Origin of the sequence: Hymenobacter psoromatis (assembly GCF_020012125.1) — a bacterium.
GTDB lineage: Bacteria > Bacteroidota > Bacteroidia > Cytophagales > Hymenobacteraceae > Hymenobacter > Hymenobacter psoromatis.
The window spans coordinates 1690989-1710817 of the sequence record NZ_JAIFAG010000001.1 but is presented as its reverse complement, the minus strand read 5'-3'; the positions used below and the strand labels follow the sequence as shown (position 1 = coordinate 1710817).

12 protein-coding genes are annotated in these 19829 nt (G+C 64.0%); 1 reads left to right on the top strand and 11 read right to left on the bottom strand.

The window, feature by feature from the left end; translation table 11 throughout:
• Positions 1-23: 23 nt before the first annotated feature.
• Genes LC531_RS07295 through LC531_RS07285 form a run of 3 tightly spaced genes read right to left on the bottom strand, consistent with a single transcriptional unit; the run spans position 24 to position 5518 of the window.
• A complete protein-coding gene (locus LC531_RS07295) occupies positions 24-3209 on the bottom strand; it encodes an efflux RND transporter permease subunit (RefSeq protein WP_223649651.1) in 3186 nt (1061 codons plus the stop codon).
• Between the two features lie 26 nt (positions 3210-3235).
• Positions 3236-4147 (bottom strand): efflux RND transporter periplasmic adaptor subunit, encoded by a 912-nt coding sequence (locus LC531_RS07290; protein ID WP_223649650.1) that lies wholly within the window; start codon positions 4145-4147, stop codon positions 3236-3238.
• A 36-nt stretch (positions 4148-4183) separates the two neighbouring features.
• Positions 4184-5518, bottom strand: a complete 1335-nt coding sequence (locus tag LC531_RS07285; RefSeq protein WP_223649649.1) for a TolC family protein — start codon at positions 5516-5518, stop codon at positions 4184-4186.
• Between the two features lie 369 nt (positions 5519-5887).
• Between LC531_RS07285 and LC531_RS07280 the strand changes: the two genes are divergently transcribed.
• A complete protein-coding gene (locus LC531_RS07280; protein WP_223649648.1) occupies positions 5888-6643 on the top strand; it encodes a COG4705 family protein in 756 nt (251 codons plus the stop codon).
• Between the two features lie 92 nt (positions 6644-6735).
• On the opposite strand, the gene LC531_RS07275 is transcribed toward LC531_RS07280, so the two are convergent.
• From LC531_RS07275 to LC531_RS07240, 8 genes are all read right to left on the bottom strand, one after another.
• Positions 6736-8442: a GH39 family glycosyl hydrolase gene (locus tag LC531_RS07275; RefSeq protein WP_223649647.1), complete on the bottom strand. Its 1707-nt coding sequence runs from the start codon at positions 8440-8442 to the stop codon at positions 6736-6738.
• Between the two features lie 159 nt (positions 8443-8601).
• Positions 8602-10443, bottom strand: coding sequence for an NPCBM/NEW2 domain-containing protein (locus LC531_RS07270; protein ID WP_223649646.1), 1842 nt, complete (start codon positions 10441-10443; stop codon positions 8602-8604).
• Between the two features lie 4 nt (positions 10444-10447).
• Positions 10448-11938 (bottom strand): alpha-L-fucosidase, encoded by a 1491-nt coding sequence (locus tag LC531_RS07265; RefSeq protein ID WP_223649645.1) that lies wholly within the window; start codon positions 11936-11938, stop codon positions 10448-10450.
• Between the two features lie 189 nt (positions 11939-12127).
• The gene (locus LC531_RS07260; RefSeq protein WP_223649644.1) at positions 12128-14197 is read right to left on the bottom strand and encodes an alpha-L-arabinofuranosidase C-terminal domain-containing protein; all 2070 of its coding nucleotides are present in this window, start codon (positions 14195-14197) and stop codon (positions 12128-12130) included.
• A 199-nt stretch (positions 14198-14396) separates the two neighbouring features.
• Positions 14397-15884 (bottom strand): L-arabinose isomerase, encoded by a 1488-nt coding sequence (gene araA, locus LC531_RS07255; protein ID WP_223649643.1) that lies wholly within the window; start codon positions 15882-15884, stop codon positions 14397-14399.
• 102 nt (positions 15885-15986) lie between these two features.
• Positions 15987-16685: an L-ribulose-5-phosphate 4-epimerase gene (locus tag LC531_RS07250; protein ID WP_223649642.1), complete on the bottom strand. Its 699-nt coding sequence runs from the start codon at positions 16683-16685 to the stop codon at positions 15987-15989.
• Entirely contained in the window at positions 16682-18439 is a 1758-nt protein-coding gene (locus tag LC531_RS07245) for a ribulokinase (RefSeq protein WP_223649641.1), read from the bottom strand. The genes LC531_RS07250 and LC531_RS07245 overlap by 4 nt, the downstream gene beginning before the upstream one ends.
• A gap of 177 nt (positions 18440-18616) precedes the next feature.
• Positions 18617-19825 (bottom strand): aldose epimerase family protein, encoded by a 1209-nt coding sequence (locus tag LC531_RS07240; RefSeq protein ID WP_416139008.1) that lies wholly within the window; start codon positions 19823-19825, stop codon positions 18617-18619.
• Positions 19826-19829: the final 4 nt, after the last annotated feature.

Sequence of the window (19829 nt, the reverse complement as noted above, 5' to 3'; positions counted from 1 at the left end):
CAGTACCAAAACCCTACCCCCCTTTACTCCGCCAGCACCGTGCCATCGGGCGCAATGGCCTCCGGGGGGCGCACGGCGTGGTAAATCAGGCGCATGCCGGTGGGCAGCACGAACAGCAGCAGCGGCAGCGCCACCACGAAGCCGCCGATAACGGCCACGGCCAGCGGCTGCTGCATCTGCGCGCCGAGGCCGATGCCGAGGGCCAGCGGCGAGAGCGCCAGAATGGCCCCGATGGCCGTCATCAGCTTGGGCCGAATGCGTAGGGCGATGGCGTAGCGAATGGCGGTGTCCACGTCATTCGTCGTGCGCAGGGACTCGTAGAACTGATGCACCGTGAAAATGGCGTTTTCGGCGATGATGCCCACTATCATGATAATACCGGTGTAGCTGCTCACGTTCAGCGGAATGCCGGCAAAAAACAGCCCGAGTACGCAGCCCGCGATGCCCAGCACCGAGATAAAGAGCACCAGCAGCGAAATCAGCCACTCGCGAAACAGGAACAGCAAGACCGTGAACACCAGCATACTGGCCGTGAGCAGAATCAGCTCCAGCTCGCGGAACGAGGCTTGCTGCTCGGCGTAGGCCCCACCGTAGACGATGGTGTAGCCGGGGGGTAGGGCCAGCCGCCGGCCCAGCTGCTGCCGGATGGCCGCCACCGCCGAGCCGAGGTCGCGCCCGTCGAGGCGGGCCGTGAGCACGGCCACCGACTTCAGGTCCTCGCGGCGCAGCTCCACGTTGCCCGGCTCCACGGCAATGCTGGCGAAAAACGGTAGCGGCCGGGGCGAGCCGTTGGGCAGGAAGATAACCTGCTTTTCGAGCCGGGCCAGGCTATTTTGGCGGAAGTCCACGTGGCGCAGCAGCACCTGGCGCAGCTGCTCGCCGTCCTGCACCTGCCCCACCTGGATGCCGCCGAGCGAAGCCGCCTGGGCCGGCGAGATGCTGGCCTGGGTCGCGCTGCTGGCGCTCAGCACCTGCCCACCCACGAGGCTGCTGAGCTGGGCCTGAAAATCGAGGGGCGTGAGGCCGTAGCGGGCCAGCTTGGCCACGTCGGGCCGCAGCACAATGCTCGGGCCGGAGGGCACCAGCCCATCGTTGATGTCGGCCACGCCGGGCACCTGAGCCAAGAGTTGCCCGGCCTGGGCCGAGAGCTTTTCGAGGGTCGCCTGGTCGTCGCCAAACAGCTTGATTTCGATGGGCTTGGCGCTGCTCATTAAATCGCCGAGCAGGTCGGAGATGCGCTGGCCGAAGTCCACCGTCAGGGCCGGCTCGGTAGCCTCAATGCGCTGGCGCAACTGGTTGATAACCTGGGGCGTGGTCAGCTGATGGTCGCGCCGCAGCTGGATGGAGTAGTCGCCGTACTCGGGCGGGCGGGTGTCGAAGGCCAGTCCGATGCCGGTGCGCCGCGAATAACTCTGGATTTCGGGGTTTTTGGTGATGATATTCCGCTCGACCCGGCGCAGGATGCGGTCGGTTTCGGCCTGGCTAGTGCCGGGCGGCGCGTGGTAGTCGAGCACAATGGTGCCCTCGTCGAGGTCGGGTAGGAAACCGGTTTCGAGCCGGCTCGCCGCCAGCCAGGCCCCTACCCCCAGCCCCGCCACCAACGCCAGCGCCAGCAGCGGCCGGGCGAATAAATTGGTCAGCCAACTCAGCTTGCTCGCCTGCTCAGCGGCCACATCGTGGTGCGCGTGGGCCTGGGCATTTTTGCCCGGCCGGTAGCCGATGAGCAAGTGCAGCACCGGCAGCAAGAGCCAGGTGACCAGAAACGAGCAGACCATTGTAATCTGCATTGTATCCGATAATTCCTTGAAAAAGCTACCCGCTAGCCCGCTCATCAGCCGGAAGGGAAAGTGGATAACGATGGTGCTCAACGACGAGGCCACCATGGCCGGAAACAGCCCCGCGATGGCTAGTCGCACCACCCGCACGTTGCTGGCGCTCGGGTTTTCCTCGTGCCCCCGGTATATCTGCTCAATAATGACGATGGCATCGTCAATAATGAGCCCCACCGAGGCCGCAATAGCTCCCAACGACATGATATCCAGGGTTATCCCAAACAGGTAAAGTACCAGCAGCGTGAAGCAAACCGTGACCGGGATGGTGAGCAGCACCGCCAGGCTGGCCCGCCACGAACGCAAAAACACGAACATCACCAGGATGGCCAGCGCCAGCCCTTCCAAGATGCTGTGCAGCACGCTGTTGATGCTATCGCCCACGAATACCGACTGGTCGTAGTAGGGCCGCAAGCGCATACCGGGGGGTAGGAGGCGGCGCAGCGCGGCGGCCTTGGCGTAGGCATCATGGGCGAAGGTGGTGAGGTCCACGCCCTGCTGCTTTACCAGGTCAATAAGCACCGCGTCGTGGCCGTTGGCGTTGATGATGACGAACTCCTGCTGCTCCTCAATATCCACCGTGGCCACGTCGCGCACGCGCACCACGCGGCCCGAATCGGCGCGCACCACCACCTGGCGCAGGTCGTCGAGGGTCGCCAGGCGGGTGTCGGCCAGGGTGAGGTAGAGGCGGCGGAAGCTGGCCAGGTTGCCGGCCGAAAGCACGAAGTTGGTATTGGCAAACGCCGCTTGCAGCTGGGCCGGCGTGAGGCGCTGGCTGGCCAGCCGCGCCGCGTCGGGAATGACCACGAACTCCTTGGCCTTGCCGCCGCGCACCACCACGTTGGAGGCACCCGGCACCTGCGAAAACAGCGGCCGGGCCAGTAGATTGGCCGCGTCGCGCAGGGCAATGGGCGAGCGCGAAGTGCTTTCCAGCGAGTAGCCGAGCACCGGAAACAGCGACTGGTTCATGGCCTCGGTGGCGATGGTGACGCCGGCCGGCAGCAGCCCTTTTATCTCGTTCACGCGGCTTTCGAGCTGGGCTTTGGTGGCGTACACGTCCACGTCCCAATTCAGAAATACCTGAATCACGCACGAGCCGCGGCTGGTGCTGCTCTTCACCACCGTCACGCCTTTTACGCGCTTCACGGCCGCTTCCAGGGGCTTGGTCACGGTTATCATCATCCGGTCAATCGGCTGCTGCCCGGCATCCGCGATGAGTGTGATTTTAGGAAACGTGACCTCCGGGAACAGCGCCGTCTGCATCCGCGAGTAGGCAAACAGGCCCGCCGCCAGCAGCAGCAGCCCCACCAGCAGAATGGGCTTGCGGTAGGCTTGGAAGTACGACTGGTCGGCCGGGCCGGCGGGGATAGGGCGGGCCACGGGCGGCGCGTGGAGCAGGGGCTTACTCATCGCGTCAGCGTCACTTTCGCCGTGTCGGCCAGCCCGTAGTTGCCCGCGCTCAGGATGCGGGTAGTCGGGCTGAAGACCGGGCTTTTGATTTCAATCTCCTCGGGGTTTTGCACGCCCAGCGTCACCGCGACGCGCACGGCCGTGGAGTCGTTGACGAGCTTCATCACCCAAAAATGATGCAGCGTCTCGTCGGCCAGCACGCAGCTGGCGGGTAGGGTCTGGGCGCGGGGCTGGCGGGTTTGGGTGAGGCGTATCTGGGCAATAAGATTCTCGGGGATAACGCCTTGCGGGTTGAGCGGCTTCACCAGGTACACCTCCGACTGGCCCGGGCTCACGCTGGCCAGCGCCGACTGCACTACCCCCACCAAGCGGGTGCTATCGGGAAGCACGATGGTGCAGCGCGGGTGGCCCTGGGCCAGGGCGTGGTACTCGTAGGGCAGGTTGAGCTGAAACACGAGCTGGCTGCTTTCGGCCACGGTGGCCAGCGCCGTGCCTTCGAGCAGGTAGTCGCCGGCCTGCTGCACGTTGAGCACGCTCACGATGCCCGGCGAGGGCGCGGGCACCGCCACCAGCCCGAAGCCCTTAAGCGTGGGGTCGATGCGCTGAATGGAATTGCCGAGGGCGCGGCGCTCCTTGGTTTCGAGGGTGAAGAGCACCTGCCCGGCCGTTACGCGGTCGCCCAGCCGCACCTTTACGCCCGTCACGTAGCCGGCCACGGGGGCCGTCACGGTACTTTTGCGGGGGTAGGTGGAGGTGGCCGGAAAGGTGCGGTACTGGGTCAGGGGCTGGGTGCTCACCGCCACGGCCTGCACCTGGGCGCGGGGGGTAGGGCCGGCGGCCTCGTCGCCGTCGGCCGGGGCGGCGTGGCAGGCGGCGAGCAGCAACAGCAGAGGAAGCAGGTAGTTCATGGAAGGTTGGGACGTGGTGAGGTGCCACGCAGGACTTTACCACGTCCAGTAATTATATAAGTTCACCAGCAGCAGGCGGTTGTTTTCCAGCAGCACCAAATCGCGGGCGGCCACGGCGTAGTTTTTCAATACCTGCACGTAAAACACCACCGAGAGCTGCCCGGCAATGGTTTCGCGCTTATAAGAGTCGAGCACCTCGCGGTAGTTGGCTACCTGCGCACGAGCCAGGCGCTGGCGCTCTTCCAGCTGCCGCAGCTCATAGAGGATGCGCTGCTGGCGCACGGGGTTCACGGTGGCGAAGTTGCGCTGGTAGGCGCGGGTGGTTTCGAGCAGCACCTGGGTGCGGTCGCGGCTGGTTTGGCGCTGGTGGCCATCAAACAGGTACACGCTCAGGCTCAGCCCCGCGCTCACCCCAAAGCGGCGCGGAATATCGGCCAGGCTGATGGCATTGAGGCCGCCGTTGGCGAAGGCATTCACCAGCGGCTGGTAGCGCGTTTCAAACACGCGCTGGTTGGCGGCCAGCACCAGGCTGTCGAGGCGGTAGCGCTCGGTGAAGCCCGAGAGGCCTACCAGCGGCCCCGGCTGGCGCAGGGCCAGGCGCAGGGGCGGCAGCAGCACTTCGGCAGTGTCGCCGAGGCCGCACAACACGTTCAAATCCAGCAGGTCGCGGTGGTAGGCCGCGCGGTAGGTATTCAGGAAAATCTGCTGGGTTTCGACCTCAATATTAAGCAGCAGGTAGTCGGAGCGCTTGAGCAAGCTGGCATCCGCGAGCTTCTGCACCAACAGGCGCTGACGGCCCAGAATGTCGAGCAGCTCGCGCACGTAGCTGAGCTGGTCCAGGTCTTGCCGGCACAGGATGTACTGGTCGCCTACGAAGCGCTCCAGGTCGTGCAGCGAGAGGCGGGCCAGGTTCTGCTGGCTCAGGCCCAGGCCCTGGGCCTGCCGGGCATACGCCTCGAAGCGCTGCTGATTGAAGAGCGGCTGCGTAACCTGGGCGTAGCCCTGGTAGAGCGCGCCGTTGCTCAGGGCCAGGTCGTAGCCTACGTAGCGGTTGCTGGTGGCATCGGCCGAGTAGCTGAGCCGGGTGCGGCCGTTGTCCTGGTTGAGGATGGGCACGAAAGTGTAGTTGGCCACCAGCGTGCCCGTGGCCTTGGTATAAAAGGCGCGCAACCGCTCGGTTTCGAGCTGCGCGGCCTGGCCTTGGTTGCGCACGTCGTGCGTGAGGGGGCTGTTCTCGCGGGCCTGGGCCAAGTAGTAGTCCAGGTCGCGGGCGGGGGGTAGGGCCTGCGCGGCGGCCGGCGCGGCACGGCCGGCCGTGCCCAGCAGCAGCGCCAACCAAATTCCAGATAAGCGCGGTAGCTTGACTATCATTGCCTTACGCAAAGTGCCAGTAGTAGTCAACGTAGTACTTCAGAAAAAACAGCGTCTTATGCGGGTAATTGGCTGGCAAGCTAGCCACCAATTCTGTACAAAATCAGAAGTAAGCCGCGCCACTACCCTACTTACCTGGCCGCCAGCTTAGCAGCGACCCTCAAAGGAAAGTGGCAAGCTCTTTCAAACCCAGCGGCCGGCGCTGGCGCTAACCCAAAGGGTAGCGTTTGTTACCTATCTCCAATGGGCCACGTCCGGGCAAGATTGGGGGAATTTCAGATTTACGCCAGAATCGGCCACTAGATTTGGGGTAGCTTACTTCACGAAACTATCGCGACTGCCAGCGCTTACCTGCCTTATCCGCACTGTATGAAGAAGATACCCGAAGTTACGCTGCTGTTCTGGATAATGAAGATTTGTGCCACCACGCTCGGCGAAACGGGGGGCGACCTGCTGGCCCAAACCCTGAAGGTGGGCTACGCCGTCAGCTCGCTGCTGTTTATCGGGTTTTTTCTGGTGGCGCTGGCCGGGCAGCTGGCGGCCCGGCGCTACGTGCCGTGGCTGTACTGGGCCGTGATACTGGCCACCAGCACGGCCGGCACCACCATGTCTGACTACATGGACCGCACCCTGGGCCTGGGCTACGCCACCGGCTCGGCCATTCTTATCACCATCCTGGTGGTGGTGCTGGGTACCTGGCGGCTCAGCGAGAAGTCCTTGTCGGTCAGCGATATCAGTAGCCGGCGCGGCGAGTTATTTTACTGGACGGCCATCCTGTTTTCCAACACGCTGGGCACGGCGCTCGGCGATTTTCTGGCCGACGACTCGGGCCTGGGCTTCGGGGGCGGGGCCTTGCTGATTGGCGGCGCGCTGGCGCTGGTGGTGCTGGCCCACTACTTCACGCGCCTCTCGCCGGTGCTGCTGTTCTGGGTGGCGTTCGTGCTCACGCGGCCGTTCGGGGCCACGTTCGGCGACTTGCTCACCAAGCCCGTGGCCCAAAACGGGCTGGGCTTCGGCACCCAAGGCTCATCGCTCATCTTGCTGGGCCTGCTGGTCGGGCTGGTGGTCTACACCACGCTCCGGCCGCAGCCCGCGCTGCCCGTTTCGGCCGAGGAGCCGGGGTAGAGAAGAGTAAGGGCGTTGCCCCTACCCCCCCCTACCGAGGCGGCAGTAGCGCTGCGCTCATGCCGCGCGCCGGGGTAGGCGAGCGGGCGACGCTACCAGCTCAGGCGCAGCAGCGACACACCCTGGCGGGGCAGCGTGAAGTGCAGCACGGCCTGCCCATTTTGAGTGGTTATCCAGCTGGGCGAAGTGAGCAGGGCGAGCTGACCGGCCTGCGCTAATGCCGCCTGCTGGGCGGGGGTAGGCGGCTGCGGCGAGCCCAGCGCCTGCCAGGCGGCGTAGGCGTTGCTGTGGTCCTCGTCGATACGGTAGTGCTGGAGCAGGGCCTGGCTGGCCGCGATGCCTTGCAGGGTCAGGGCTACTTCGGCGGGGGCGGCGGGCAGGGCATCGTTGTGGTAGTGCCAGACCAGCACCGCGGCCGAGTGGTCGTCGGCCGTGGCCAGGGCCCCGATGTCGGGGCGCTGGCTCTGGGCCTGGGCCTGGGCCTGAATGTCGGGCACGGTGAGGGCCGTAGGGTTACTCACCGCCACGCGCGGGCCGCGCATCATCCCCAGCATCCGAAACACGTTGAGCACGGGCTTGTCCACGCCGTTGGTGGCCAAATCGCGGAAGCCGGCAAACCAGGGCTGGTTTTCAAACTCAAACGACCAGCTCACGGCCCCCTTAAGGTTGACCTGGTACTCGGCGGCCAGCTCGGAGAGGCGGGCGTAAACGGCGGCCGTATAGCTGGCGTAGAGCGTGCCATTGCGGTAGGCATTGGCGGGGTTGGTGCGCACGCCGCAGGCCGCGCAGCCCTCGGGGTCATTTTCGCCGATGATGATGGGCAGCCGCCGCAAGGTGGGGTAGGAAGCCACAATTTTGAAGCCCGCGATGATATCGTCGAACTGCGTGCCCATGTTCATGCGCACGTGGCCATCCACCACCTGGGGGCTGCCCTTGGCGTGGAAGGAGAGGTAGTCGAGGCGGGTGCCGGGCTGGCCGGTCACGTAGTTTTTGCCACTCACGCAGTGGTCCAGGAAGCCGCGCAAGTAGGTGGCAGCGTGCTCGTTGCGCGGGTCGGTGGTTTCGGGGCCGCCCAGGATGGCGGCGGGTAGGGCGCGGTGTACGGCCGCTTCCGAGTAGTCGTAGAGCTGGTAATACTCCGCGGCCGTGCCCTTCCAGTAGCTGATATCGGGCTCGTTCCACAGCTCCCAACGCCAGGTTTTCACCTCGGCCTCGCCGTAGCGGGCCACGCTGTGCCGCACCCACTGGTACACCAGCTCGCCCCACTTTTGGTAGTCTTTGGGGGGGTAGGCCCAGCCGGTATAAATCTGCTCGTAGGGCTGGCCGGGGGCCCAGTGGTGGCGGTAGGGCTGCGGGTGCGTGGAAAGGGCCTCGGGCATAAAGCCCAGCTGCGCAATGGGCTTCATACCCCGGCTCACGTAAGCATCAAAAATGCGGTCCACGATGCGCCAGTCGTACACCGGGCGGCCTTTTTTGTCCTCGGTGTAGGCGTTGGTCGAGCCCCACTTGAGGGCCGCCGAGCCGTCGCCGCTGGTCAGCAGATTATGGGCGCGCACGTACACCGGGGTCGGGCTCAGGGCCGCCAGCTCGGTGAGCAGCTTTTGCCCATCGGGCATGTAGGTATAGTTGGGCTCGTCGTAGCCGAAGTAGGCCCACACCGGCGGCAGCGGGCCCTGAGGCTTGGCCACCTCCACCGTAATGGCCACGGGAGCCGGCGCGGTTTGGGCGCAGGCGGCCGGGGTCAGGGCCGCCCACCCCGCGAAGCTAAGCCCAACTAAAAACCCGAAGAAATGTCGCATATACGCTGGTTCATTACTGGTAAAAAAGGAGAGAGCTGATAGTCGAGCCGCTCCCGCGCCAGCCGAAGCAGCCGCTGAAAGTAAGCAGTTAATTCAACTCCCATAATCATCAAATTATAAGCTACTTAAACAACCATAGCCAGCGACCAAAAGCCAGCCCTACCGCCGGTTTTTGGCTTTGGAGAGCCGGTAAAAGCCCGCGCCGTGGCGCCGGACGTAGGGCGCGAACTCGCCGCTGACGGCGCCCAGCGAGCGGCCGCTCCACAGGTCGCGCACGGTGGCCCCGCCAGTGAAGCCCAGCTCGGCCAGCGCCACCGGCACCCGCACCGAATCGGGGGGCGCGGGCTGGCAGGGAGCTTGGGTGAACACCAGCGCCTGGAAAGTGCCACCAGTATTTTGCCCCGCCGCGGCCTGGTCGAGCCCCACGGTAGCCGTGAAGCGCACGTAGCCCGCCGGCACGTCGTACTCGATAATCGAGTTGGCGTGGGTACCGATACCCGCCGCGTAGGTCTGCCCCGCCATGCTGAGCGGGCCGCCGCTCACGCTCTTGCCCACCGTGGCCTGGCCCCAGCCGGCGCTGGCGGCCCGCCAGGGCAGCGTATGGAGGGCCAGGGTTTTACCCGCCCCATCGCTGAGCGTGGGGTTCAGCCAGTCGGCGTGGTCCCAGGCGGTGCCGTCGCCGGCCTCGCGGATGGTCAGGTACAGCTTGTGTGCCCCGGTAATGTCCACGTCGAGCGCTGCCTGCGGGGCCTGGCGGCTGATGAGCGGGCTGGCCCCGGCGGCGGCGCTGGCGGGGGTAGGCTCCTGGTCTTGGGCATTGAAGAGGGCTAGGAATTTGTCGCCGGTTTGGGGGTCATCGGCCACCCAGCCCACCAGGTCGCCACGCCGGAACAGCTGGCGGTTGTGGGCGCTGGCGCGGCTCACGGCCAGCACGCGCGGGTTGGTGATGAGCGCCAGGGTAGCCGCGTTGTTGCTGGGCAAATCGCCGCCGAACATCAGCGGCGAGCGGAAAATACTCCACAAAGTCATGAGCGTGCGCTGCTCGTCGGGGGTGAAGCGCGACTGGCGGTCGTCGCCGCGCTCGGCCCGGATGCCCAGGCGGCCCAGCGGCAGCATGTCGGCATCGGGCCAGGCCCCGGCCATGCTGAATGGTGCCCAGCGCTCGCACACCGCGAAGTGCTCCTTGAGCTGCTCCCACGAGTCCCAGAAATCACCCACCGTGCGCCACATGTTGGCGTGCTGCTGGGCGTGGCGGGCGTCGGCCAGCGGCGTTTCGCCGGGCGACATGCTGAACACGATTTTGCGCCCCGTGCGGTCAATGGCCTTCCGAATTAGCTCAATCTCAGCCGTATGGTAAGGCTCCGAGAGGTCGTCAATCTTCACAAAATCAACGCCCCAGCTCGCATACAGCTCAAACAGGGAGTTGTAGTATTCCTGCGCACCGGGCCGCTCGGCCACCACCGTGTACATGTCGTGCAGCCACGCGGCCTGGCCCTGGGGGCTATAAATATCGGCCGCCGTAAGCTTGGTGCCTTTGATGGGCAGCCGGCGCTGCACGGCAATCACGGGCACGCCGCGCATGAGGTGAATGCCGAATTTCAGCCCCTGGGCGTGCAGGTGGTCGGCCAGCGGCCGGAAGCCCCTACCCCCCGCCGCCGATGGAAAGCGGTTGGGCGCGGGCACAAAGCGGCCGTAAGCATCCACGTTCCAATCGGGGTCTTTTTCGTTGTAGCCGTGCGCCGTATCGTTGCCCACGTACCAACGGATATCCACCACCACGTATTCCCAGCCGCTCTTTTTCAAGTACTTGGCCATATAGTCGGCGTTGGCGCGCACCTCCGCCTCCGTTACGGTGGGGCCGTAGCAGTCCCAGCTGTTCCAGCCCAGCGGGGGGGTAGCGGCCCACTGATGGAAGTCGGGCACGGGGGCAACCTTTTGGGCCTGGGCGGTGCCCGCCGCGCCCAGCGCCAACCCCAGCAGCAACCCGCGCGCACGCTGCATATAGCTAGGGCTTAAAGGTGATGTGGTAGCCCACGGCGTGGGCTGAGGGGTAGCTCGGCAGCGGCTGAATAACCAGGCCCTCCGCCTGTTGGTGCCACTTGAGGGGGGCGGTGCTGCCCAGCAGCCGCACACTGGCCACGCGGCCGTGGCCCGCCCCGGTGGCCAGGGCCTTGATGGTGGTAGGCCCCTGGGGCACGGCCAGCGCGAAGGCGTACAGGGCCGGGCCTTTGGTGGTAAAGCGCACATCCTGGGCTACATAGCCCTTGCTGGCGTTCTCGTTGAAGAGCACCTTGTCGTCGGGAGGGGGGGTAGGCCCCTCGCCCGACACCACCCAGGGCCGGGTGCCGTAAATGCCTTCGCCGTTCACAGTTAGCCACTGGCCCATGCTCAGCAGCACGGCCTGCTGGGCGGGGGCCAGGGTACCGTCGGGCCGGGGGCCGACGTTGAGCAGCAGGTTGCCGTTCTTGCTCACCACATCAATTAGCTCGTCAATCAGCTCGTTGGGGTCCTTGTTTTCTTCGCCCTCGATGTAGCCCCACGACTTTTTGCCCACCGAAGTATCGGTTTGCCAGGGGTACTTTTTGGTGGCCTTGCTGTTGCCGCGCTCAATGTCGTACACGGCCGCGCCGTCGGGGAAGGCATCGTCCTTGTAGTTGATAACCACGCCCTTATTCCAGGTGCGGGCCTTGTTGTAGTAGCTGGCGGCAAACTGCTGGCGGTAGGATTCCATCTCGGGCTGCTCAATCCACCAGTCGAAATACACCAGTTGCGGGTGATAGTTATCAATCAATTCATTGGTGCGGGCCAGCCAGTCGGCCATAAACGCGGGCGTTAGGCGGGGGTCCTGGGGCTTGCGCTTAAAGGGGTCGAGGTCGTGGGCCGGGCCGTAGAGGTCGGCGTACTGCGGGTCCTGCACGTCGGAGTCGATTTCCTGGCCGAAGCCAAAAAACCACCAGTGCTCGATGCGGTGCGACGACAACCCGAACACGAGGCCCTGCTTGCGGGTAGCCGCCGCCAGTTCGCCAATCACATCGCGCTTGGGGCCCATGTCCACGGCATTCCATTTGGTAAGCTTGGTTTTGCACATGGCAAAGCCATCGTGGTGCTCCGCCACGGGCACGATGTACCGGGCCCCCGCTTGCTTGAACACGACCAACCACTGGTCAGCGTTAAACTTTTCGGCCTTAAACAGCGGAATGAAATCCTTGTAGCCAAACTTGGTGAGCGGGCCGTAGGTGGCTACCTGGTGCTGGTAGGCCGGCGAGCCCGCGTGGTACATCTCGCGCGGGTACCACTCACTATAAAAGCCCGGCACTGAGTACACCCCCCAGTGAATGAAGATGCCGAATTTAGCGTCCCGAAACCACTCCGGGGCCTGGTATTTTTGCAGCGATGGCCAGTTGGCCTGGTAGGGCGGCGGGGCCTGGGCCGGGCAGCGGTGGCTCAGGCCCAGGGCCAACGCGGTGCCCGGCAGGGAGGAAGTCAGGTTTCTCATAATCAAGCAGATGAGTAAGTGACACGGGTTGGCCGAAGCCGCGCCAGCCAGGCAGGCAGACGCAAGGGAAAACCAGGACTGAGCAGAAGTTTTGGCGTAGCAGGCGCGGTAAAAACAGCGCGGCACGCGGCGACAAGCCCAGTATGCCGCGCCGTTGGCCGGCGGCCCTACCCCCTCCTACCCTACCCCTTATTTCTGGGCCGGCACGCGCAGCACCGTGAAGGAATTCGGGGCCAGCGTGTAGTTCAGCGTCGAGCCCTTCACGGTGAAGGTCGATTCCTGCGGGGCCAGCTTTTTAGGCTCCTTGAGGCTGTTCTGGGTTTGGAGGTCGGCGGTAGCCAGCACCTGGGCGCGGCCGGTTTTGCCGAGCTTTTTGGCCCCGGCCAGGCTAATGCTGACCGGGCGCGGGCTGCCGGAGTAGTTCACCAGCTTCAGCACCACGTCGCCGGTGGGCGCATCGACCACGGCGCTGGCGAAGAGGTTGTCGGTGCCGTTTTTGGCCCCGGCGGGCATGGTCACGGGCAGCACGCGGGTGCCTTTGTTCAGGGCGTAGAGCTTCTGCACGTAGTAGCTTGGCGAGCCATACGAGTTCAGATTGTCAAACCAAATCATGTCGGGGGTCCACTGCCAGGCGTCCACGTTGGCGAAGAGCGGGGCGTAGCTGGCCATACCTACCACGTCGGCGTTGCGCTCCAGGCCGGTCATAAAGGCGGCCTCCGAGATGGCGCAGTCCCAGGTGTTCCGGTTGTCAGGGCTGGCGATGGCCACGCTCTGAGCAGCGTACTCGCCGGCGAAGATTTTGGGGCCGCCGCGGGCGTAGCCGTCGTAGCGGCCCACGTTGGTCCGAAACCACTCGGGCTTGGCGTAGTAGTGCTCGTCGATGTAGTCGGCCTTGAGCTGGGTCAGCGCCTTGCTATCGGTGTCGAAGAGCGGGCCGTCGGGGCTGGGGCCGGCGCTGCTCACCAGCTCGATGGCAGGATATTTGGCCTTCAACGCCTTGGCAAACAGCTCGTAGCGCTCCAGGTACTGCGGCCCCCACTGCTCGTTGCCCACGCCTATCATCTGGAGGTTAAACGACGCGGGGTGGCCCATTGCCGCGCGCTTGGCCCCCCAGGGGCTGCTGACCGGGCCATTGGCAAACTCCACTAAATCGAGCGCGTCCTGAATAAAAGTATCAAGAGTCGGCGCGTCGTCGGCCGCCGCCACGGGGGCATTCGGGCCTTTAGCGGCGGAAATCGGGGCTAGCTCGGCCGAATTGTACTGGCAGGCCATGCCCACGTTGAGGATGGGTAGGGGCGCGGCCCCGATGTCTTCGGCCAGCTGGAAATACTCAAAGAAGCCCAGCCCGAACGACTGGTAGTAGTCGGGGGTAAATTTGTGCAAAAACTCAGTGTTCCAGCGGTTTATCAGTGACGGGCGGGCCGCCACCGCGCCAATGGTTTCCTTCCACTGGTAGCGCTGGGCCAGGGTGCGGCCCTCCACGATGCAGCCCCCCGGAAAGCGCAGGAAGCCGGGCTTCATATCGGCCAGCAGCTGCACCAAATCGGGGCGCAGGCCATTCTCGCGGCCCTTCCAGGTATCCTTGGGGTAGAGCGAGGCCACGTCGAGGTCCAGGGTGCCGGTGCCCTCCACGGTCAGCTTGAGGCGGGCTTTAGCGAAGGTGGCCGAGGGCCGCAGCACCACGCTGTACTTTTTCCACTCCGAAGTCAGGTCCGTGATGCGAGCCTGGGCCAGCGCCGGGCCAGAGGCGGCGGTTTCGGGGCCGCCGCTGGGCCGGCCGGGCTCTTCAAGCGTCACGTTCAGGGCCGCGATGCTACCAGGACCGCGCCGCAGATACACCGAAAACGTGTATTCGGCCCCCTGCTTCACGCCCATGCCCCGGAAACCCTCGTTGACGAAGCCCGCCTCGGGGCCGCCCACCTGGGTGCTGAGCCGCAGAAAGTGGTTGTTGGTGGGGCCGATGGGGCCGTCGGTCAGCACCACGTAGCTGGTCAGGGCCGCCCCACCGCGCAGCGCCTTCCAGCCCAGCAGGTGGTCGTCGGTCTCAAACGATTTATTCTTAACCAACTCCGGGTACAGCCCACCGTCGGCGGCGAAGTTGATATCCTCGAAAAACAGGCCGTACATGTTCTTATTCACGGCCGCGCCGGGCTTATTCACCTGCACGGTGAGGGTAGCGGGGGCCTGGGCGCGGATAGTCAGCGCGCCCAGGAGCGCGAGGCCGGTAGCCAGGGTGGAGAAGCGGGTGGGAATAGGCATAGGGAAGGGGTTAAAACCGATGTGTAGTAGGGAGGCGCAAGCGGGGCACCTCACCCCCTAGCCCCCTCTCCTACGGAGAGGGGGAACTAGTTTCTAGCTTTTTAGAACTAGAGCTAAAGGCTAGTCCTCCCTCTCCGCAGGAGAGGGGGCTAGGGGGTGAGGTGAACGTGAGGTGCCGCCAAGAATCGTTAGCGACCGCCTACCCCCGAAAAGCCACCTCATTGAACCGCAGCTCATTCTTGAATGTCCGCAGCTTAGTATCAGCATCAATAATCAAAAATTCAATTCCGGCCATTTCGGCGAAGTCTTCCAGGTACTCGGCGGTCAGGTTTTGGCTGAAGCCGGTGTGGTGAGCGCCGCCAGCCAGAATCCAGGCAGCCAAGCCGGTTTTCATGTCGGGCTTCACTTTCCAGAGGATGCGGGCCACGGGCAGGTTGGGTAGCTCGTGCTCGGGGGCTACGGCTACTACTTCGTTCACAATCAGGCGGAAGCGGTTGCCCATGTCCACGATGGTGGCGTTCAGGCCCTCGCCGGCGGGGCAGTTGAACACCAAGCGCACCGGGTCTTCCTTGCCGCCGATGCCCAGCGGGTGCACCTCGGCGCGCACCTTGCCTTCGGCGATGCTAGGGCAGATTTCGAGCATGTGCGAGCCCAATACCTGCTCTTGGCCGGGCGCAAAGTGGTAGGTGTAGTCCTCCATAAACGAGTTGCCGCCGGGTAGGCCGGCGCCCATCACTTTCATGGCGCGCACTAGGGCGGCGGTTTTCCAGTCGCCCTCGCCACCGAAGCCGTAGCCATCGGCCATCAGGCGCTGGGTAGCGATGCCGGGCAGCTGCTTCATGCCGTGCAAATCTTCAAACGTGTCGGTGAAGCCCTTGGCGTTGTGGTCGGTCAGGAACTTGCGCATGCCGGCCTCGATGCGGGCCGCGTCGCGCAGGCTTTCGCGCTTGGCGCCACCTTGCTTCAGGTCGTCGGCCAGCTCGTATTCTTTTTCATAAGTAGCGACCAGGTCGGCAATCTGCGCGTCGGTCACCTCATTCACCACGGCCACCAGGTCGCCGATGCCGTAGGTATTCACTTCGTAGCCAAACTTGATTTCGGCCTCTACCTTGTCGCCCTCGGTCACGGCCACGTAGCGCATGTTGTCGCCGAAGCGCACGAAATGCGCGCCCTGCCAGTCGGCCCAGGCGCAGGCCACGCGGCTCCAGATACCAAGGCGCTCGTGCACGTCGGCACTCTGCCAGTAGCCCACTATCACCTTGCGGTTCAGGCGCATGCGCGACACGATGAACCCAAACTCACGGTCGCCATGCGCCGATTGGTTGGTGTTCATGAAGTCCATATCGATGGCATCCCACGGAATGTCGCGGTTGTACTGCGTGTGCAGGTGGGCCAGCGGCTTCTGTAAGATTTTCAGGCCGTTAATCCACATCTTGGCCGGCGAGAAGGTGTGCATCCAGGCAATCAGGCCCACGCAGTTGGGCGTGGTGTTGGCCTCCTGCATTAGCTTGAAAATCTCGGCCGGGCCGGTAAGCACCGGCTTATACACTATTTTGATGGGCAGCTTGGTGCCCAGTTCTTTGGCGATTTCCTGGGAATGTTGCGCTACTTGCTCCAGCGTTTCGGGACCGTAGAGGTGCTGGCTGCCAGTAATAAACCAGGCTTCGTAATGCGAAATGTCAATCATGGGAATTAGAATGGATGTAGCGTGGACTCTGTGAGTCCGCGCGTAGGTAGTAAATGAGCCAACGGCGCAACGCGCGGACTCGCAGAGTCCACGCTACCTTACCTACTGCCCGTAGTAGGAATTAGCGCCGTGCTTGCGCTGGTAGTGTTTGTTAATCAACGCCTCCTTGAGGCGCGCTACCCCTGGTTTCAGCGTGCAGCTGAGGTAGGCTAGGCGGGCCACTTCTTCGAGTACCGCGCTGTGGTACACGGCCCTTTCCACGGTTTTGCCCCAGGTAAAGGGCGCGTGGTTGCCCACGAGTATCATCTCCACCTCGGCCGGCGAGAGGCCGCGCCTGGCAAATTCGTTGATGATTTGCCAGCCCGTTTCGTGCTCGTAGTCGCCAGCGATGAGCTCGTCGCTCATGGGCGGGGCGCAGGGCACGTCGGTGGTGAGGTGGTCGGCGTGGGTGGTGCCCAGGATGGGAATATCGAGCTGCGCCTGGGCCCAGGCCGTAGCGTAGGTGCTGTGCGTGTGCACGATACCGCCAATCATGGGCCACTCCTTGAAGAGCAGCGCGTGGGTTTTGGTGTCGCTGCTGGGGCGTTTGGTACCCTCCACCACGGTGTTGTCGAAATCGACAATCACGATGTCCTCCGGCCGCAGCGTGGCATAGGGCACGCCGCTGGGCTTAATGGCGAACACGCTCCGCGCGCGGTCCACCACGCTCGCGTTGCCAAAAGTGAAGAGCACCAGCCCCAACGCCGGTAATTGCATATTGGCCTCGTAGCAGGCTTGTTTTAGGTCTTGGTACTGGCTCATTGCACCGGCTGTAGCGTGGACTCTGCGAGTCCGCGCGTAGATGATTCCGAATCGTTCAAGCGCGGACTCGCAGAGTCCACGCTACTTTTCTCCACGAACTGGCCCAGGGCCTGGTATTGCGCGTAGCGGGCGGCATAGTCGGCCACGCGGGCGGGCTGCGGCGTGTAGGTTTCGGCAAAGCCGCTACCCAGCGCCTTTTGGGCGGTGAGCACATCAGGGTACACGCCTGCTGCCACGGCCGCGTACATGGCCGCGCCCAGCGCCGGGGCCTGCTCTGAGAGGGCAATTTTGATGGGCCGGTCGAGCACGTCGGCCAGCGTTTGCATCACGAAGGCCGATTTTTTTGCTACCCCCCCTATGCCAATCACTTGCTTGATGGGGATGCCTTCGCTCTCAAAGCGCTCCACAATCTGCTTTGAGCCGTAGCAGATGGCCTCGACCAGCGCCCGAAAAATCTGCGGGGCCGAAGTGCCCATCGTCAGGTTCATCAGGGCGCCTTTGAGGGCCTGGTTGGCGTCGGGCGTGCGGCGGCCGTTCACCCAGTCGAGGGCGATAACGCTACTCTCAGCGGGGTCCAATTCCGAGGCGGCCTGCGTGAGCTGGCGCAACAGGTTGTCGCTCAGCTCCTGCTGAAACAGGGCCAGCTGCTCGGCGCTCAGCACTTGCGAGTGGGCCAATGTGGCGGCCTGCAAGGGCCACTCCAGCATCTGCCGGAACCAGGCCAGCAAGTCGCCAAAAGCCGACTGCCCGGCTTCCAGCCCCAGCATACCCGGAATTACCGAGCCATCGACCTGCCCGCAGATACCGGCCACCAAATGGTCACCGACTTCGGCCGTAGGTGCTACTACAATGTCGCAGGTGCTGGTGCCCATCACCTTCACCATCGAGTACGACTCGATTTCGCCCGCCACGGCGCCCGCGTGGGCATCGAACGAGCCCACGGCAATTACGGTGCTGGTAGTCAGGCCCAAACGCGCGGCCCATTCGGCCGAGAGGTGCCCGGCCACCTGGTCGGCGGTGTAGGTTTCGGTAAACAATCGATTGCGTAAGCCGGCCAGCTTGGGGTCGAGGTGGGTCAGGAACTCCTCGGGGGGTAGGCCGCCCCAGCTGGCGTGCCACAGGGCCTTGTGGCCCGCGGCGCAACGGCTGCGCTTGAATTCGGCCAGCGGCTGGCCAGTGAGGGTCAGCGTGAGCCAGTCGCAGTGCTCCATCCAAGAGTAGGCGGCGTTGGCCACGGCCTCATCCTCACGCACAATGTGCATGATTTTGGCCCAAAACCACTCCGAAGAGTAGATGCCGCCCTCGTACTTCGTAAAGTCCTCACCGCCCCAGGTACGGGCCTTGTGGTTGATTTCGGCCGCCTCGGCCAGGGCCGTGTGGTCTTTCCAGAGGATGAAGAGCGCGTTGGGATTATCAGCGAATTCGGGTAGCATGCCCAGCAGCTGGCCCTGCTCGTTCACGGGGCCGGGCGTGGAGCCGGTAGTGTCGATGGCGAGACCCAGAATCTGCTCGGCGGGTACTTTCAGGGCCACTTCGCGCACCGTGGCTTCGAGGCCTTCGAGGTGGTCGAGGGGGTGCTGGCGAAAGCGGTTTTTAGCGGGGTTGCAGTAGTGGCCCTGCTTCCAGCGGGGGTAGTAATGCACGGCCTGCGCTACTTCGGTGCCGGTGCGGGCATCCACGAGCAGCGCCCGCACCGAATCGGTGCCGTAGTCGAGGCCAATGACGTAGGCCGGCGAGGCAGGTTGAGTTGGCACGTTAAGACGTAGTTATAAATTTAAAAAACGTTTGTCATTGCGAGCGCAACGAAGTGAAGCGCGGCAATCTTTCCTTCACGCTAGGAGAAGTAAATCCGATGAGACGAACGGTAAGGAAAGATTGCCGCGCTCTACTTCGTTACGCTCGCAAGGACAACCGAGTGATACTAGTCTGGCTTACTTCCGCACCCCAAACGTGTAGCTGGTAGTAGTGTGGTACGTCTCGCCCGGCTTCAAAATAGTGCTCGGAAACTTGGGCTGGTTGGGCGAGTCGGGGAAATGCTGGGTTTCGAGGCAGAAGCCGGCGTGCTTGCCGTACACTACCCCCCCTTTGCCGGTCAAAGTACCATCCAGGAAATTGCCGGTGTAGAACTGCACCCCCGGCTGGTCGGTGGTCACTTCCAGGGTGCGGCCAGTGGTGGGCTCAAACACGGTGGCGGCGCTGTGCTGGCCGGTGGTCTGGTTCAGCACCCAGTTGTGGTCGTAGCCGCCGGGCACCTGCGCAATGCGCTCGCCGATGGCGTGGGGGGTAGTAAAGTCGAAGGGCGTGCCCTTTACCGGCCGCAGCTCGCCGGTCGGAATCAGGTTGGCATCGACCACCGTGTAGCGGTCGGCCGGAATCGTCACCATGTGGGCCAGCACGTCCTTGCGCTGGCCCAGGGCCAGGTTGAAGTAGGCGTGGTTGGTGAGGTTGATGGGGGTAGCCTTGTCGGTGGTGGCGGTATAGTCGATTTTAAGGGCGTTGTCGGCGGTGAGGGTGTAGACCACCGTCACGGTCAGGTTGCCGGGGTAACCTTCCTCGCCGTCCTTGCTGAGGTACTTAAGGGTCAGGGTTTCGCCGTCGGCCGAGGTGCCGGGCTTGGCGGTCCACACCTTCTGGTTGAAGCCCACGTTGCCGCCGTGCAGCGAGTTGCCATTATTATTAATACCGACGTGGTAGGTCTTGCCATCAAGGGTAAATTGGCCCTTGGCGATGCGGTTGCCGTAGCGCCCGATGAGCGCGCCGAAGTATGGATTCGCCTTCTTAAACGCGGGGCTGAGGTAGCCGCTTACGTTATCAAAACCCAGGATAACGTCGCTCATCTTGCCGTCCTTATCGGGCACGAGCAGGCTGGTGAGCGTGCCGCCGAGGGTGCTGATGCTGGCCTTGAGGCCGTGGGCGTTGGTGAGGGTAAAAAGCTGGATTTCAGTACCGTCGGCAGTTTTGCCAAACGCAGTGGAAGTAGGCATGGTGGCGGAAGCGCTAGCGCCGGTCGCGGCCGAGTCGGCCGGGGCCGAAGTGGTAGCCGCTTCCTGGCTGGTGGTAGAATTGGACGAGCAGGCGGCCAGCAGCAGGGCGCTGCCGAAGCCGGCGGCAAGTACGCGAAGGCGTGGGGTGGTGAGCATGAAC